This is a genomic window from Flaviramulus basaltis, from assembly GCF_900114265.1.
GTDB lineage: Bacteria > Bacteroidota > Bacteroidia > Flavobacteriales > Flavobacteriaceae > Flaviramulus > Flaviramulus basaltis.
On record NZ_FPKV01000005.1, the window covers coordinates 136,920 to 152,152 of the forward strand.

The 15,233-nt window shown below is 31.3% G+C and carries 16 protein-coding genes; 1 reads left to right on the forward strand and 15 read right to left on the reverse strand.

Annotated elements, in window-relative coordinates; all coding sequences use genetic code 11:
• Positions 1 to 73: 73 nt before the first annotated feature.
• The 15 genes from BT151_RS17140 to BT151_RS17210 all read right to left on the reverse strand — a co-directional run bounded on the left by BT151_RS17140 (position 74) and on the right by BT151_RS17210 (position 14,320).
• Positions 74 to 703, reverse strand: a complete 630-nt coding sequence (locus BT151_RS17140) for a hypothetical protein (protein ID WP_143144337.1) — start codon at positions 701 to 703, stop codon at positions 74 to 76.
• A 4-nt stretch (positions 704 to 707) separates the two neighbouring features.
• Positions 708 to 1,625 (reverse strand): TraJ family protein, encoded by a 918-nt coding sequence (locus tag BT151_RS17145; RefSeq protein ID WP_072403582.1) that lies wholly within the window; start codon positions 1,623 to 1,625, stop codon positions 708 to 710.
• A gap of 10 nt (positions 1,626 to 1,635) precedes the next feature.
• Positions 1,636 to 2,271 carry a hypothetical protein gene (locus BT151_RS17150; protein ID WP_143144338.1) on the reverse strand — a complete coding sequence of 212 codons (636 nt, stop codon included), beginning with the start codon at positions 2,269 to 2,271 and terminating at the stop codon, positions 1,636 to 1,638.
• An 11-nt stretch (positions 2,272 to 2,282) separates the two neighbouring features.
• A complete protein-coding gene (locus BT151_RS17155) occupies positions 2,283 to 4,826 on the reverse strand; it encodes a TraG family conjugative transposon ATPase (protein WP_072403584.1) in 2,544 nt (847 codons plus the stop codon).
• Complete coding sequence (locus tag BT151_RS19005) at positions 4,811 to 5,134, reverse strand: DUF4133 domain-containing protein (RefSeq protein ID WP_072403585.1); 324 nt, start codon at positions 5,132 to 5,134, stop codon at positions 4,811 to 4,813. Before BT151_RS19005 ends, BT151_RS17155 begins: the two co-directional genes overlap by 16 nt.
• Positions 5,135 to 5,145: 11 nt before the next feature.
• Positions 5,146 to 5,559: a hypothetical protein gene (locus BT151_RS17165; protein ID WP_143144339.1), complete on the reverse strand. Its 414-nt coding sequence runs from the start codon at positions 5,557 to 5,559 to the stop codon at positions 5,146 to 5,148.
• On the reverse strand, positions 5,489 to 5,854 hold the full coding sequence (locus BT151_RS18655) for a hypothetical protein (protein ID WP_171946655.1): 366 nt from the start codon (positions 5,852 to 5,854) through the stop codon (positions 5,489 to 5,491). The genes BT151_RS17165 and BT151_RS18655 overlap by 71 nt, the downstream gene beginning before the upstream one ends.
• Positions 5,855 to 5,864: 10 nt before the next feature.
• On the reverse strand, positions 5,865 to 6,344 hold the full coding sequence (locus BT151_RS17175) for a hypothetical protein (RefSeq protein ID WP_072403588.1): 480 nt from the start codon (positions 6,342 to 6,344) through the stop codon (positions 5,865 to 5,867).
• A 12-nt stretch (positions 6,345 to 6,356) separates the two neighbouring features.
• Positions 6,357 to 7,061 carry a ParA family protein gene (locus BT151_RS17180; protein WP_072403589.1) on the reverse strand — a complete coding sequence of 235 codons (705 nt, stop codon included), beginning with the start codon at positions 7,059 to 7,061 and terminating at the stop codon, positions 6,357 to 6,359.
• A 239-nt stretch (positions 7,062 to 7,300) separates the two neighbouring features.
• Positions 7,301 to 7,702, reverse strand: a complete 402-nt coding sequence (locus BT151_RS17185) for a hypothetical protein (protein WP_072403590.1) — start codon at positions 7,700 to 7,702, stop codon at positions 7,301 to 7,303.
• Positions 7,699 to 10,221: a TraM recognition domain-containing protein gene (locus BT151_RS17190; RefSeq protein ID WP_171946656.1), complete on the reverse strand. Its 2,523-nt coding sequence runs from the start codon at positions 10,219 to 10,221 to the stop codon at positions 7,699 to 7,701. The genes BT151_RS17185 and BT151_RS17190 overlap by 4 nt, the downstream gene beginning before the upstream one ends.
• A gap of 45 nt (positions 10,222 to 10,266) precedes the next feature.
• Entirely contained in the window at positions 10,267 to 10,515 is a 249-nt protein-coding gene (locus BT151_RS17195; RefSeq protein WP_072403592.1) for a hypothetical protein, read from the reverse strand.
• A 4-nt stretch (positions 10,516 to 10,519) separates the two neighbouring features.
• Positions 10,520 to 12,073 (reverse strand): toprim domain-containing protein, encoded by a 1,554-nt coding sequence (locus BT151_RS17200; RefSeq protein ID WP_072403593.1) that lies wholly within the window; start codon positions 12,071 to 12,073, stop codon positions 10,520 to 10,522.
• A 70-nt stretch (positions 12,074 to 12,143) separates the two neighbouring features.
• Positions 12,144 to 12,965 carry a hypothetical protein gene (locus tag BT151_RS17205; RefSeq protein ID WP_072403594.1) on the reverse strand — a complete coding sequence of 274 codons (822 nt, stop codon included), beginning with the start codon at positions 12,963 to 12,965 and terminating at the stop codon, positions 12,144 to 12,146.
• 128 nt (positions 12,966 to 13,093) lie between these two features.
• Entirely contained in the window at positions 13,094 to 14,320 is a 1,227-nt protein-coding gene (locus tag BT151_RS17210; RefSeq protein WP_072403595.1) for a hypothetical protein, read from the reverse strand.
• 60 nt (positions 14,321 to 14,380) lie between these two features.
• Between BT151_RS17210 and BT151_RS17215 the strand changes: the two genes are divergently transcribed.
• On the forward strand, positions 14,381 to 15,193 hold the full coding sequence (locus tag BT151_RS17215; protein ID WP_084648010.1) for a M23 family metallopeptidase: 813 nt from the start codon (positions 14,381 to 14,383) through the stop codon (positions 15,191 to 15,193).
• Positions 15,194 to 15,233: the final 40 nt, after the last annotated feature.

The window sequence follows — 15,233 nt, forward strand, 5'->3', positions numbered from 1 at the left end:
GAGAAGCAAGGGCAAATAACTTATGTTGCCTAATCCATGTATTAAATTTTTGAGTGTTCAATCCCATAGTAAATCAGTAGGTTAAGTCTTTATTGTCCAAAACAACAAAACGAACAATTTTTAGCCCGTTAAGATTGTTTGGAGTAGTTTTGGTTTCTTTAATATAGCCAGTCGTTATCAGACTTCTATATTCGGTATCTCCATCTTTTTCTATTCTTTGTTTTCCAATAAACTGAAATCGGAATGGATATTTAGAATAATCAATGATTATAGTATCCTTTTCTAACTCAATCGAGTAACTACTTTTGGCAATGTCTTCATAATAATCCTGGTCAACTAAACGGTTGTAAAGGCGGGATCCAGAATGGTCCACCATATAAAGCGCCTTTTCTTCTATATTCTTTTTTATAAACTCTAAATCTGGTTCTAAAGAGAAAAAGAGTTCATGGAAAATATTTACATGGCCTTCACACAATATGTCGATTGCTCTTTTGTAGTCCTTAACCCTAACCATTGCCAGTTTTTGGTCATTATCCAAAAGGTAAAAACTGTTTTTTGCGTTTTCATTTGTTCTGTAAATAAAATAAATACAGAACAAGCTACAAGAAAACATGAGTGTTAAAGATAATAAAACCAGTTGATTACTTCGTTTCTCTGACGTATTAATCTTGTTAAAAATCTTATAATTGTCGTTTAATCGCATTTTTTTATTGAATTAATGTTCTTATGCCTTTTGTAGTCCCTCCTGTTTTAACATCCATTGCGGTTTGGGCTGCTTTTTTGCCATAATGTTTAGTTTTATCTTTTAATTGACTAGCACTTACATTCATTCCTTGTACAATAAAATTGGCAAGTGTTGGAGCTTTTAGATAAACAAATAAATTCATCATTATCAAAAGTGCGCTAGTTAAAACCAGTCCTAAATTGGCGTCATTGCCAAGCAGAAGGGAATCAATCAGTTTCTCCATTATTTTTAACATGAAATTATCGATGAGGTACAACATTGGAATCCAAAGGCAAACACTCATAAATTTTTGTAACCAAGCCTTCCACATCCCCGAAAGGGCTGGTATAAATGATAATCCAATGTTTAGTGGGCCAAATATTATCAAGACAAATAAATAAACCACCGACATAGCCTTTATACCTATGAAAACAACCGTTGAAATTATTGAAGCAAATGAGGTGATTCCAGAAGTCATTCCGCTTAAAACCAGCGATTCCAAGGCCGCTGAATCTAGCGTAAGCAAACTCCAAGAGGAACCCACATCTTTCATAGCTTCAGTTTGTGCATAATAGATTTTTAATTGCAGTACATCCCAAGAAACATCATTGACCTTTAAAGAATTTCCTATCCCTTCATAAAAAGTAAAAATTGATTTTGCAAATACTTTGTACTTAAAAAGCATAATGGCTAATGGCACCCATTTTAGATATTCAAAAAAATCAGCTCTCTTTTCCTCGTTCATTAAGACTTTTAGTGCAATTATTCCAATTCCGATATATGCAAACTGCTGTCCAATACTTATAATTGGGTCAACAGAATCAAATGCATCAAGTATATATTGGTCAAACAGTTCGTTGACCACTTCGCGAATCCCCTTATCTGTCTTGTTCAGGTACATAAATCTGGATTTAGTTTTTATTCAAATCAATTAGTGTTTTACGAATATCCCTTGTAGAATTAAGTTGCTTTAACTTTTTTTCGTAGGTTATAAGGTTATCGAATATTTCCGTTAGTTTTATGCTTATTTCATCTATCTTTTTAAGCCGTTCTTCAGGTTGTATAATTGATCTGGTATATAATATGGTTTTGCATTGCTTGAACAAATCTGTAGTTTTCATTACGGCATTTGCGATATACGTAAAAAATTCTTTACTCTCTTCCTTATCTAGGTTCTCAAAGGCTCTAACACTTTGCTGAGAAGCTCGATAAGCTTCAAGAATTTTGTTCTTTAAATTCACAACAGTAATTAATTCCGTTGATTTCATTACATAATCTGGAGCCGTTTTTTTTGCCTCAAGCTCCTCTTTCAATATCTCTTTGGATTTTGATGTTAGGTTGTTATTTTTTTCCAAAAGACTTATCAATCTATCTAAATTCTGGTTCATTGTAGTTAATTGAACGCCCATAGATTTTATTTGCATATTTGTTTGCAATAGTTGACTGTTAATCATTCCCAATGTGGCATTGGCGGCGGCATCAGTAACGGGAATTTGTCCAAAGGCTAACATTGGGATTATACTGATTAAAAAAAATATTTTTTTCATGTCATAAGATTTTAATTGGAAGACCGATAGGCGTATTCCTTTGCGGTCAATTCCCAGTTATTATTATTTTTTTCATATAGGGTATTGATTCTATCACTTTGAGTAGGGTTGGTTTCATAGATACACTTTTCTACTAATGAGGTTTCAACACCATAAACTTTCACCCTATCCATCCAACAAAAAGCCACTTCCCTAAATTTTCTTTTTTCTGATAAGTCTTTGTTTATGGAGAGTATTAATTGCTTTTGCTTTTCCCCTAAGCCCATTACACTTTGGATTTTTTCAAAAGACCCCTCGAAGTCTCTCATATCTAAGAAAACTTTAATATGTGAATTGACCACAATGGCATTTTTTATCACTTTTGATGCAATAAAATCATCCACTTTTTGAGAAATAAAAATGGGTTGTCCCCCATATTTTCTAGCCATTCGGGACTGATTATTAAAATAATCTTCAAGCTCGGTTCTAGCTAGAGCTTTCCATGCCTCATCCACAACCATCATTTTATTGATGGCGAGTTTGGATTTATCATTCAACTTTTTGTTAAAAATTTCCATAATCATAAGGGCGGTTATGGGGAATAAAAGCTCATTATCTATAAGCTTTCCAAGTTTGAAATAAACTACTTTCTCATTGCTTAGGCGGGTAATTCGCTCGTCCTCTCGGTTAAGTAATTTTCCCCTTGGATTATCTTTATAGTATTTTTCCAAAAGGAAAAGGAAAGCATTTGGGTCAAAGACATCTCTTGCGACTTTCTTGGACTTGGTTTGTTCATTTAAATGACTTCGGCAATATTCGTAGAAAGTATTGAAACAAAAATTTTGGTTTTCTTTCTCCCACATTTGGTTGTAATATCCAATAACAAGGTTTTCCAAAACCGTTTTTTTGACTTCATTGGACATTGAATTGTCTGTATTTTTTTCGTCACCAGTTATCAATTTCAATAGCGTGACGAGATAGACAATCTTATCTTCTGTTAACGTGGTTTTGTTATTCCCGTGGTAAACAGTATCATAATTGTCGAGCATGAACGGGTTGAAAGTAAATGGGCTTTCATCATCATGTTCAATTATAATCCCGTCAAAAACTTTAGTAAGTTTATCATATGAGTTACCGTCTTCCATAATTATGGCTTCTGCACCTTGTCGAAGCTCAGAAGAAATATAATGATTGGCTACATAGGATTTACCACCACCAGAACCAGAAGCAATTAGCATTCCCCTATTAAAAATCCAATCATTTTTCTCTGGTTCCCTGTAAACACTCACGGTTAATGGTCTTCCAGAAATTCTATCTACGAGTCTTAATCCATCAACAGCTTTTGAACTGTCTTTATATTCGCCTTCAAAATATAACAACGATGCAGCCATATCACTGGACATTGGCAAATACATATCTGATGAAAGACCAACTGCATTACCCGGAACACCAGCAAAGAATAGATTTTTACGATCTATTGTATTTTCCTTTGCATTAACTTTTAGTTTTTTAAAAGCACCTGCAATAGTATTACACATTTTTCGATGTCCTTCTTTTTTGTTTTCAAATCCTAATACATTCAAATGGTAAAATACTATCTCCTTATGATTTTCGAGAATATCACTATTAAACTCGTAGATTTGGTTGGCATAGATACCGTTGCTATCATCTTTCCTTCCATTTCCAAATTGGTTAAAACGTTTGGCTTTCTTTCTTAATTGACCCAGTGCTTTATCTTGTTCTGGGATATAGATATATTGATTGATAATGTGCTCGTGAGGTATCTTGAACCCAATCGAGAACAAATTCCCTATTGGAAATTTGTTATGCCTAGTGGTAAACTTTCCATATAGTTCATTTTGCCCTATATGCTCTTTTGTAAACTGGTCAAGGTTTTCTAGCGTATAAAATTGTGCTAGTTTCTCTCCAATTTGTATCTGATTATTTGAGAAGTCGATATCGGGCAAATTTTTATTCTGACAGGAAAGACTAAAGTATTTTGCATATAAACCGTTGTCATCAAATAAATCTTCATAATTGAGAATGGTGGATTTAATTAAACCTGAACTATTTATTAGGTCTGAGACATTTTCCACTTTACTTTCAAAATCCAGTAAAATATCAGAATTAACAAATTCTTCTGGTATTGTTTTTTCTAAGAAATAATCTCTTTTTTTGGATAAAAAAGAGTTTACCCTCTTTGACCCATACTTAATGTAATTGGTAGGTACTATGCTGATAAAAAGAAAATGACTGGCTCTCAAAAAAGTCCGTTCATTAAAGTACAACTCATTGCCTCTTTCCATAAAATCTCCTTCCAATCTTTGACCAATGGGTTTGTAATTTTCTTCAAAGAAGTAATCTTGTCGATGCAAAAGTTTATTAGGCCCTAATATGTTAATCACGTTGAAAAACAATTCATTTAGAATTGTATAATCTGTTTGGTCAAGGGAGAATACTTCTGGAAGTTCCAGTTTTAATGGAATAGTAACACACCCCTTTTCCTTTGAAATCAAGGATTTTCTTTCATATCCATAAATTGGAAATGTATCTAGTAATTCTACTCTTTTTTCCATATCAACATTTTAGAGAATGAATTGGAGACCCTAATCTTTTTAGGTTTAGACTTATCAGCAATTTTTTTCAGGAATCCATTAGCACCATAAGTCTTTGAATAGAAAAGAAGTATTGCAAAGACAAAGAGCATTAAACAAGCCGTAAAAACCAATGCAAGAGCTGTGGAAATAACAATTGATAGACCAAAGCCGAAAGCAATTATACCTAAGCCTATGTATATACAATAGTTTATGTACTTAGCCTTTAAACCTAAGAACAAGACTTCTTTTTGAAGTCCTTTACGTATTTGGACGAAGTGGTTTTCCATATCGAATAAACTTAAGAGCGCATGCTATCTCCGACAGCCAACAGAATCCAGAAAATGGCAATCCCAATGATAACTTGCCCCACTTTTTTGGACAAATCACTTTGTTGATCTCTTAAATACAAGAATACCAACCCTCCAATAATTATAGAAACACCAGCAATTGTTTTGACCGCTCGAATAATAATGTCTGCAATCCTTTTGATGTCGCTTTCTCCTTGTTGAAGTTCTTGAGCTAATTCGTTTAATTGTCCGTAAGATATTCTTGGAACAACAAGGAGAAAAACTATAAAAAATAGTTTGATTTCAAAGTGCGGAATATTTTCTCCCTGAAGAATTCTTGCTAAATCAGATAATCTAAGTTTCGGAGTCGGAATCTTTTTTGTTCGCAGAATCTTTGTTGCGAATGACTTTAAATGTTTCATCATTTTTACGAGTTAAGGAATTGTTTAAATCGTCACGTTGTGAACTCTTTTTAAAAGCCTCCAAGAGTGCTGAGTTGTTTTCAACTTCATCCACTTGGCTGAGTATGGTTTCTAAATCGATTGCTTGTTCATTTTGTGATTCATTTACAAAGTTATCATTTATTTGCAAATAACCCTCATTTTTTTTACTTTTTTTAATCTCTTTGGATTTTGTATTTTTTCCAGATAGCAACACCCATATAACATATAAGTAGTATATAGTAAAAATAATTAATAATATTTTCCAGAAATTATTCAAAATCAAGTCTTTAAAGCTTTGTAATTATATTTTCCAATTTACTTTTTTCGTAATGCACATAATATTCCAATACCTTTCGGATAACTGAATTCCTAGAAACTTTATTGCCCGTTTTATAGGTTACTCCGTTAGCTATATTCTCAAATTCAGAAAGGCACTTACCACTTAAAGACATTAGAAACGTATCTTTTTTGTCTCTATAAAACTCTGCATCAAGTAATTTATTAAATTGTTCCCATGTTTTTGCCTCACTTTTTGTAAGGTTGGTTTTTTGGGAATTCGTTATACTATCATCTTGCCCATTAACCAATTCAGCCCTGTTTTCTGACTTAATATTTTTATTTTGTTGTTCATCTAAATCTTCTATTGTTCCTTCAATAGAATTAGTAAGCCTATCGTTTTTGATTTTTTCTAATTCATTAGAAGAACTTTTTTTCGTAACTATAATACTCTTAATAAAGTCTTCAGTTTTTATTTTTTTCTTTATCATAACCCGACCATTTTAATTTTCTAACTCCTTAATTTCTTTACTTGTCAATTCCATGATTTCCTTAAAAAATTTTTTAATATCCAGTTCCCCTAATTCTTTGTTATCAGGAATGGGAAACAACGTATTGCGATATTGTGTGCGATAAATTTCCTTTTCCTTAACAACATTTTTCATAAACGGGAGATCCACAGACATTAATTGTCCCTTTAAAACTGCAAATTTATTCTTTTGAATTTTTCTATATTGATTAAAGAAAAGGTGTACAGATTTTAAGACCCTTTCTTCATTTTCTAAAAAATTACTTTTTAATGTTAAGTAGAAATTGTAAGTGCTATCGATCTCCAATTCATCATGGTCAAATGGTATAAAAATATGCTCTACAAACATCAGACCTTCAATCATTTCTTGGGTCAGGCCTCCATGAAAATCAATGATGATATAGTCAACTTTTCCATAATATTGAATTATGGTATTTTTTATGTTACTTGTCGACACTTTTTCTATTGGATAAATCTCTAAATCATTTTTTTCATTTTCATCAATGCTGTTCAATTCTCTTTCTCTTTTTTTAAATACAGAATATTGAGGATCGTCGTAATCCATAAGAACAACTTTCTTTGAGTATAAATGAAATAGGTTTGTGGCAAGCATTATATTTAATGTAGTCTTACCAACTCCTCCTTTCTCTCCCGCAATCGAAATAATCTTTGTTTCCATAAATATATATATTAATAGTTATTTAATTAAATACATATATAGATGAATATATAAATATATGATCATATATCTATATATTCATCTATTTTATGTGATTGATATTCATTAAGATAAATTTTAATTAAGTTTTGAAATAGCAATTATTACATTGAAACCTCAAAACAAAAACGCTAAACTGGAAATTAGAAGTGCGTACAAGCAAGATAAACTTGCCTTTTAAGGTTTGGTTCTGAATTATATTATATTTGAGACTTAAACTCAGCTAAAGCACCTGAAATAACAGTCTCAAGAACTTTGAAATTATCTTGTACATCTGATTGATAAACTAAATTTTCTCCCAAATTTTTCTTCGGAATAAATTCATTTTCAAAAGCAATAACCCACATCGGGTTATATCCCAACTTATAGTAGTATAACAAGAGTTTAAAAGTAGTTACAGATATGGTTCCACGTTCTAGGTTTGACATTGTATGATAATCAATGCCCAATCTCTCAGCTGTATTTTTTATTGAATAAAGGCTATTTCGTTTATCAGATGTTTCATCGGATGCAACAAGGTCTTCTCGTATTGATTTTAGTCTTTTGCCTATATAATAAAAATCTTCAGCTTTTGCTTTTTTTAATTCTTCGATATTTGTCATTGGTCTATGTTTTCAATTGGATAAGAGGAATAGGGTTCTGATTCAAAAAGATCCTTCTTATCTAAAAATTTCGTTATTTCAGGGTTTGGGACTGGAAAAACTTCAAAATTAGGGTTTTCTTTTCCCGAATCAAATTCGCTCAATAAATCATTTGTTGACTTCCTATTGAAGTCCTTAATAAAGTTTCTAGCAATTTCCTTGTTATCGTCAATTGTAGCTTCAATTTCATTTGTTATTTTATCTGGATCAAAAATTGTAAATTCGGGGTATTTACCTTTACAAGTATAGTATTCATTTTTAACCAAATTGTCAATATCTTGAAGAACATTAATGAAGTTCTCATCCAGCACTCGCTTAATCTCTTGGTCAATAAACATTCTGTCTACTAAATTGTCAATAAAGACTTTTACTTCGGCAGTGCAATTGTGATTCTTTTTTATCATCGTTTTTAAGATATCAAGATGATCGAACAATTTAAGTTCCCGTACAATTTTCACGAATTGCTTCCTCTTTATTAGATTCTCAAAATTTTCTATTGAGAAAGTATTCAAATAGCTATTATAGAATTCTATGTAATCCTTTTGTTCTAAATCTAACTTAGTTAGAATATGATAAAAGTTCAAATCGTTAAATAACAATAGCTGTTCACTTACCAATTGGTCATGGTTGGGAACTTTAAAATCACGAACAATTGGAGTATCAAATTTATTTTGAATTTTTTTTGACTCCATATTAGGTTTTAGCAAACCATAGCAGAGCTTTTGATTGATAGGATTTTCAAAAGTATCTGCAACAATACCACCAAAATAACCAGTTGACATACTAGTTATTTTGCTCTTTGGCATTAACTCCATCATTTGGGTGCTTACGTTAGTAGTTGTATCGTTTTTAGACATGGTTTTAGAAGTTTTTTCTTGATGTATTTTTCCAAATATTTCACTAATTCGTCTTGAAGTTTCTCCTTTTGCGGCACCACTGAAAACATTTGCACAGTTGTCAAACAGAACATCCGCTAATTCTTTACCATAATCAACAACAAGTTGTGATATACTTTGAACACCCACTACTGTTGCAATCAAATGTGATCTTCCTGTATCAATTAATTTACGAAGTCCCATTAAAAATATTGTGGGTAGTTCATCTAAAATTACACCCATTGGCAAGCACCCTTTCTTATTTACTACTTGGAGCGTTTTATTGATAATCAATCCTATAGGAGCAGAATAAACTTCCGAACGGTCAGGGTTGTTTTGTATACAGACAATCTTTGGTTTTGATACACTGTTTATATCTAATTGAAAATCGTTTCCTGTCATTACATAAAAAATTTCTTTTGTTGAAAGCATGGATAATGATATTTGTGCACTTGCAGTTTGACCACTCAATTGCTGACTAGCCTCCCTTTCCAATGCATCTTTAAAAGGTATCATCAAACTACGAACTTCCATATCCTTGAGAATAATCTCCAATAAGTACTCAATATTGACAGTAGAAAGAATTATTACATGGGGTAATGTACATATATTGGTTCCCGTTTCTTCAGCTTTCTTTTTTAGATACCAAATTAAACCAGAAACAAAACTTATGGCACTTCTAGAGAAAAAATCATTCTGCTTTATCCATTCTCGATTAAGGTTTTTCATAATAATTGTTGCAGCATCAGCGGCATCAATTTGGTTTTTCATCAAATAAGGATTGATGGGATTATTTCTATGGGCTCTTTCTGGGTCATCAAACGAAAGGGTGTAAAACTTGGGTAAAAGATGTAACAGTTCTGGATTATTTTTTTCTACCTGGTCTTTTTTTCTAAGCCAATAGTTGTATGCAATTCGTGTAAGTGTATCGAACTTAAAATCATATATTAATAAAGTAAAAGATTTATTGATGAATTGCTCAATAATTTCTTCAATTAAAGCAAATGACTTTCCACTACCAGGTGTACCAATTATCAATAAAGCTCTAAATAGATTAACAAAATTTATCCACCCATTACGTATTTTACCCTTGTATCTATATTCATATGGAATGTTTACAGAATGAATAGTATCAATTTTCTCTTCCATTTGAAGAAAACTTTCATTTTTTTCATTGAATGGATCTTCTTTAGCTGGATTGTTGAATGATAAGACTTGAAACAAATGATTACAACCAGAAAGTGAAAACAAAAAACCCAAAACATAAAATATTGTTGACATCCAATATATTTGGATGTTGGCTATTTTCATAAAATCACAAAAAACTAATAAACCGATTCCAAAAGCTAGATATAATGCTCCTTTGCTATAAGTTTTGCCTTCTTCTTTTTTTGGATTGTAAAGCATGACAGCCGCTACAATAGCCATGAGTAATATCAGCTTGTTATGGTATCTGTATCTAAGAGGCTCAAATTTTGTCAGAAATTCATAAAGAATTTTTGTTATTGAATTATCCCAATGATGATAAATTACCAATGGATAATAATCCATAAATCCTATTGCTAGAAATAGAAATATTGAAATGAGCATGGCCGAGTACGCCATTTTTTTGTCATTCATTTTAATTGAGTTAAGGAGTTTTCTATAAAATTATTGGAAGGTTTTCTCCTTCCATTCTTTAATTACGATTTGTGAAGCTTCAAGGAAAGAAACTTCCTTATCACGTCTAAGGACTATAGTATTTTCCATTAATACTTTAGATTGCTCCTGGATAAATTGGGTATAAAGGTCACCTTTCTGGAGGCGGTTTTTAAGTTCCATATCATTCTCTTCGATTAATGCATCTAAGAGTGTTAAATAGTATTGTTCGTTCTTTAATTCTTCAGATAGTTTTTCCATAAGTTTATAGTTTTATTTGGTTTTTTGAATTTACTTCTTTGCTGAATTCCTTTATTTTATTAGACTCGTTTGACACTAATTTTAAATGGGTTTTAATCGCATTCAATGGAATCAAGTATAGAAACCGAATACCAAAATCTGCTAAAACTCCTGATTTACGAACGCTGTTCACAATACCGGTATTAATAGTGCCTTCAGGACCACAATCCGTTTTGAGCACAATTTTATCTCCATGTTGTATTTCATTACATTCGATGGTGTTCATTGCTATGAATCTACCTTTTTTTTTTGAATCCTTTAAATCCTGATTCCAGTCTTCTCCATAAGATTTCAGGATATTTGTTTCAATCGGTAAGTACAGTTTATTTAATGTTAATAGTAATGCTCTAAATCCATTCATATTTTCAAAAGGCGCACACCGTGCTTTTATCAATTCAGACAAAGAGAACTCCAATAAAAGCTTATCCAAAAAGACAATATTTTTAATCAAATGGTCATTGAATAAATCTGTTTTGATGAAGCTTTCAATTTTCTTGCTATCATTACCTATTTGATTTCTTAAATCAGCATTGTAATGAATTTTTATGGTAATAACACCCTGTTTGTAATTGTTTTCAAAGTAAATGCCAGGGGCCAGTTCATTGACCATTTTAGTAAACACTTTAAGGTCGTATTCATACCCCGCAATATCATTATCAAATATGGATACCAATTCAGTATTCTTTTTAGAAATAATTGGGGTTATTAATTGATAAAAGAAATCTAATTTTTCCGTGTATACATTTCCACCAAATGAAATATAAAAATCCCCTTCTTTTCCCCTAAGCTCGTTGAACGATAATAAGTCAATCCCGCTTTCTCCAATAATAATCCGTCTCACCCCTTTTTTCGGAAGATTTGAACTGAAGAGAAAATGGTCTTTCTTGTTAAGTACTAGTTTGAATTTTTTCATTTTCCCAGTACTTCTATCTTTATAAGGTCTATTGCATATGATATAATTTTGTGGGTTTCCATTAACATCCGATTTTGGAAAGGCTATATTGGCAATTTTACTACCGTTATCATTATGATGGAATGCATTAAAAATTCTCCCTTTAAAAGAATCAGAATTAATCGTTTTTATATCAATTAATCTTTCTTTAGTGAGGTATATTGGGTTGCTTAAAGGGACTATATTATAATTTTCTTCTAAAGATTTTTTTTGAGTTGATTTTTTAGCAACATTTATGTTTTTAATTTCATGTTCATAGCTTCTATTAATAATCTCCAAGCCATCTTTTATGGTTTCGTAAAAATTGGTTTTTCTACTTCTGAGATACTTAAAGAAAAGGCCTTTATCTTCAGAATCGTTCCTATTAAAATAGGTTATAGGGCTTCTTGAAGTCGTTAACACAATTTTATCGTTATCATTAATAAACTCCATTGATCCCGCACTCTTATCGTGCAATTTGTACCCCTTATGAGTCAAATAAGATGCAAAATCAACTTCTTCATTGATTTTGCGTATTAAACGCTTATAGTGTTCTGGGTTGTCCGTATAGCTAATTCTATTTACCATATTTTAAAAATTAAAATAGCTGGTATATGTTTATATGCCAGCTATTATTAACAAATTGTTTAATGGCTACTTAGTGAGCTATCCCTTTTTGTGGCTTTATCTTTTTTTTTTGATTGTCAATCATTGATTGTACTTTTAAATCATTGACATTCTCCTTTTCAAAGGTTTTGGTAATAAAACGTGCCGATTTTGGACTATAATTAACCATATAGGTCTTCTCTCCCTTTTTAGTATTAATTGTTATTTGGGCAGATTCTCCTTTATTCATTATGGTTGCTTGCTCTTTTGTTAGCTTTTGCCCATAGAAATAGTTGTTTTCAGATAATGCTGATTTAGTTCTTATATCATTCAATTTTGGCTCGTAATAAGCCAACTTTGAAAATACTTCACCATCTTTTGAGCTTCCTTGGAAAACTACCTGTTTCCCTTGCTTAACCATTAAGTCAAATTCTTCTTTTGTGAATTGATAGTTATAAGCGATTGCTTCAGCTAACTTTACAGGCTCATTTCTTTTTATTTGGACATCCAATTTAGAACCAGTTTGTCGGTTGTACATCAGCTGTACGGCTCTAACATTTTCTTTTAATTCACCTTCGTGCACATAGGAAGAACTATGCATGTATTCTTCACCTTTCACTATAGCATCCTGAACATTATTAGGAAGTTTGTTAAAGCTTATATAAGCCCCTTCGAGTTTTTCTTTTGCATCACCATATGCAAATTTTTGTGCTGGGTTTTTAATTTGTTCAACATATTGACTTGATTCGTCTATATTAAACTCCATATTTTCTGAAGTTTTTACTTTTAGGGTGGTACCGTCTTTAGAAACGATTTCACCTTTTTGCCATACTTGGTTTATTTTAACGAAAACCTTTTGTACATCTTTTTCCATTTTTGTGAGTATTTAAATTGTTAAGGAAATTTAATTTTAGTAATTTTGTTGTTCTTCAATGCGTGTTTCGCATTGAGTTAAGGAAATTGTTGGAGAGAGAGAGCAGGAGTGCGCGATCTCTCCTTTTCTTATAATGCTATTTTGTAATCTTCCACTTGTTCCTCCTTTCCTTTTAAAGTTAGACTTTGACTTACTTCCCATTCCAAATACCAATTGTTTTGTTTTGGTTTGAGAATTTCTATTGATTTATTTAAATAATTTTTATAATATGACCAAACAAAATATTTGATGGCATTGACTTCCAATGGAACTCTAACATTAATATTATCTTTCTCTTTACTGATAATAAAACTGTGTTTGTTTATAAGATGCTGATCCATCACTTTATTGTATTTCAAGAAATTTTTTGCCAAACCCTGATTAAAGGTTTGTATTGATTTGTAAAAACGTGAAAAGGACTTTTTTTCACCTATATGAAATCTGATTTTAACATCATCATCGTTAAGTTTTAAAAAGAAATTTGAATCATCCTTAAAAGACATAAAATAAAGGTCTCTTAGATAGCCTTCAATTTTCTTTTGACCAGTAAACGATAAAACAATTTTTTTTACCTTGGTTAGCTGATGAATTTGATATAGTATTTTAGTGGTCTCATAATTTATTTCTCCCAGAGCCAAATAAACAGCGTTTTCTAATCCAAATTTTTCATGAAAAGCAATGGCTTCTTTCGGATTGTTAAAGATTACAAGCCATTTAATCACTTTGGGAATATTTGAGTACCACAAAGATTCTTTTGTATCAGACTCCTTAAATTTTTCCACCCTATCCTTGCCATCAATAAAGTAACCACTTATCTCATTTTGTATATTTAATAAAGGGAAGAGCGGTTCACCAGTTACACTTTCAAAAATTCGGTCTTGAAAGCAATTAGACTTGGTTATATTTGAGTAAAGGCCACTTTGATGAGTTTTTAAAGGAAATTTGTAGGAAAGAAAGTGGTTAAAGTCCAAAGGGACCTTTACTAAATTATTATATTCTGAATCGTTCAGCTTTAAATCTTTTGAATTAAGGACTTTATTGTAATAGTCATTTACCTTATCCCAAAGACTTTTATTTTTTTTACCCTCTATTCTGGAAACTTCTTCAATTATTAGACTTGAGGGGGATAATTTTTTTTGTGGACTTTCAACATGATAGTACAGAAAACCATTATCAGTATAAAAAATTATTCGATAGCGATTATTTCTTCTAAACACAATGTGGTTTTTTTCTTCAATAGTACGCTCATACCCAAAATGTGCAAACAAGTTTGGAAGGTCTATTGTATGATCTTTATCTAACCAAGTATTTAGCATATTGTAAAAAATTTGTTTATTTGTAAATAAGTTATAAATTTGTAAATAATACACAAATATATGAATTTTTTTGAATTACCAAATATTTTCCAGAAAATAAATTTAAGAACCGTTAATAAACTATTTGGGCTTCTTAGAAAAAAAGAGCTTAGATATGTCATATTTACCGTGCTAATTATTGGTGTTTATTTTTCTGATGGTTTTTTTTCTTTATCACATAAAAAGATTGAAAAGAAAGCAACTACTATGAACTTCTATAATGAATCCTTAAAAATAAATGTTGAAAATCCTGTTCTTGACAGTGTTGTAAATGATAAGGAACGTGAACAACTACTGTATGCAATTGAAAATAGAATAGTTCAATTCCTTTACGAAATTCCAGATTATTCTTTAATGCCTTCCTTGGAAACCTATTTGAGATATAGCCCTAGGTTATTGGATGAAATTCCATCATGTGTGCCTTTGGAAAAAGGAAATTATGATTTACGGAGTCAATTTGGATATAGAATTCACCCAATATCTGGAGGAAAAAAGAAACATTTTGGTTTGGATTTTGCAGCCCCCAAGAATAAGCATGTTTTTGCAACCGCATCTGGTACTGTTGTCTCTATCTCTCATTCAGAAGTGGGGTATGGTACTCATATTATTATTAAACACAGGTTTGGCTTTCAAACGCTTTATGGGCACTTGACAAAAGTTCTTGTAAGTAAAGGTCAATTTGTAAAACAACACGAACTTATTGGAACTGTTGGGGCTTCCGGTGCTTCTACTGGTAACCATCTACATTATGAAGTTATTAAAAATGGGGTTAAGGTTGACCCCATACCATCTTTAAACCTTAAAAAGAATATCCTTAAAAAACTTATTAATTAATTAATAATTCAAATTCCTTAACAATTTAAATACTCACAAA

Bases quoted from the DNA above. Each gene is read 5' to 3' on its own strand.
- BT151_RS17140 (WP_143144337.1), bottom strand. From the start codon at position 703: ATGCGATTAAACGACAATTATAAGATTTTTAACAAGATTAATACGTCA.
- BT151_RS17145 (WP_072403582.1), bottom strand. From the start codon at position 1,625: ATGTACCTGAACAAGACAGATAAGGGGATTCGCGAAGTGGTCAACGAA.
- BT151_RS17150 (WP_143144338.1), bottom strand. From the start codon at position 2,271: ATGAAAAAAATATTTTTTTTAATCAGTATAATCCCAATGTTAGCCTTT.
- BT151_RS17155 (WP_072403584.1), bottom strand. From the start codon at position 4,826: ATGGAAAAAAGAGTAGAATTACTAGATACATTTCCAATTTATGGATAT.
- BT151_RS19005 (WP_072403585.1), bottom strand. From the start codon at position 5,134: ATGGAAAACCACTTCGTCCAAATACGTAAAGGACTTCAAAAAGAAGTC.
- BT151_RS17165 (WP_143144339.1), bottom strand. From the start codon at position 5,559: ATGATGAAACATTTAAAGTCATTCGCAACAAAGATTCTGCGAACAAAA.
- BT151_RS17175 (WP_072403588.1), bottom strand. From the start codon at position 6,344: ATGATAAAGAAAAAAATAAAAACTGAAGACTTTATTAAGAGTATTATA.
- BT151_RS17180 (WP_072403589.1), bottom strand. From the start codon at position 7,061: ATGGAAACAAAGATTATTTCGATTGCGGGAGAGAAAGGAGGAGTTGGT.
- BT151_RS17185 (WP_072403590.1), bottom strand. From the start codon at position 7,702: ATGACAAATATCGAAGAATTAAAAAAAGCAAAAGCTGAAGATTTTTAT.
- BT151_RS17190 (WP_171946656.1), bottom strand. From the start codon at position 10,221: ATGGCGTACTCGGCCATGCTCATTTCAATATTTCTATTTCTAGCAATA.
- BT151_RS17195 (WP_072403592.1), bottom strand. From the start codon at position 10,515: ATGGAAAAACTATCTGAAGAATTAAAGAACGAACAATACTATTTAACA.
- BT151_RS17200 (WP_072403593.1), bottom strand. From the start codon at position 12,073: ATGGTAAATAGAATTAGCTATACGGACAACCCAGAACACTATAAGCGT.
- BT151_RS17205 (WP_072403594.1), bottom strand. From the start codon at position 12,965: ATGGAAAAAGATGTACAAAAGGTTTTCGTTAAAATAAACCAAGTATGG.
- BT151_RS17210 (WP_072403595.1), bottom strand. From the start codon at position 14,320: ATGCTAAATACTTGGTTAGATAAAGATCATACAATAGACCTTCCAAAC.
- BT151_RS17215 (WP_084648010.1), top strand. From the start codon at position 14,381: ATGAATTTTTTTGAATTACCAAATATTTTCCAGAAAATAAATTTAAGA.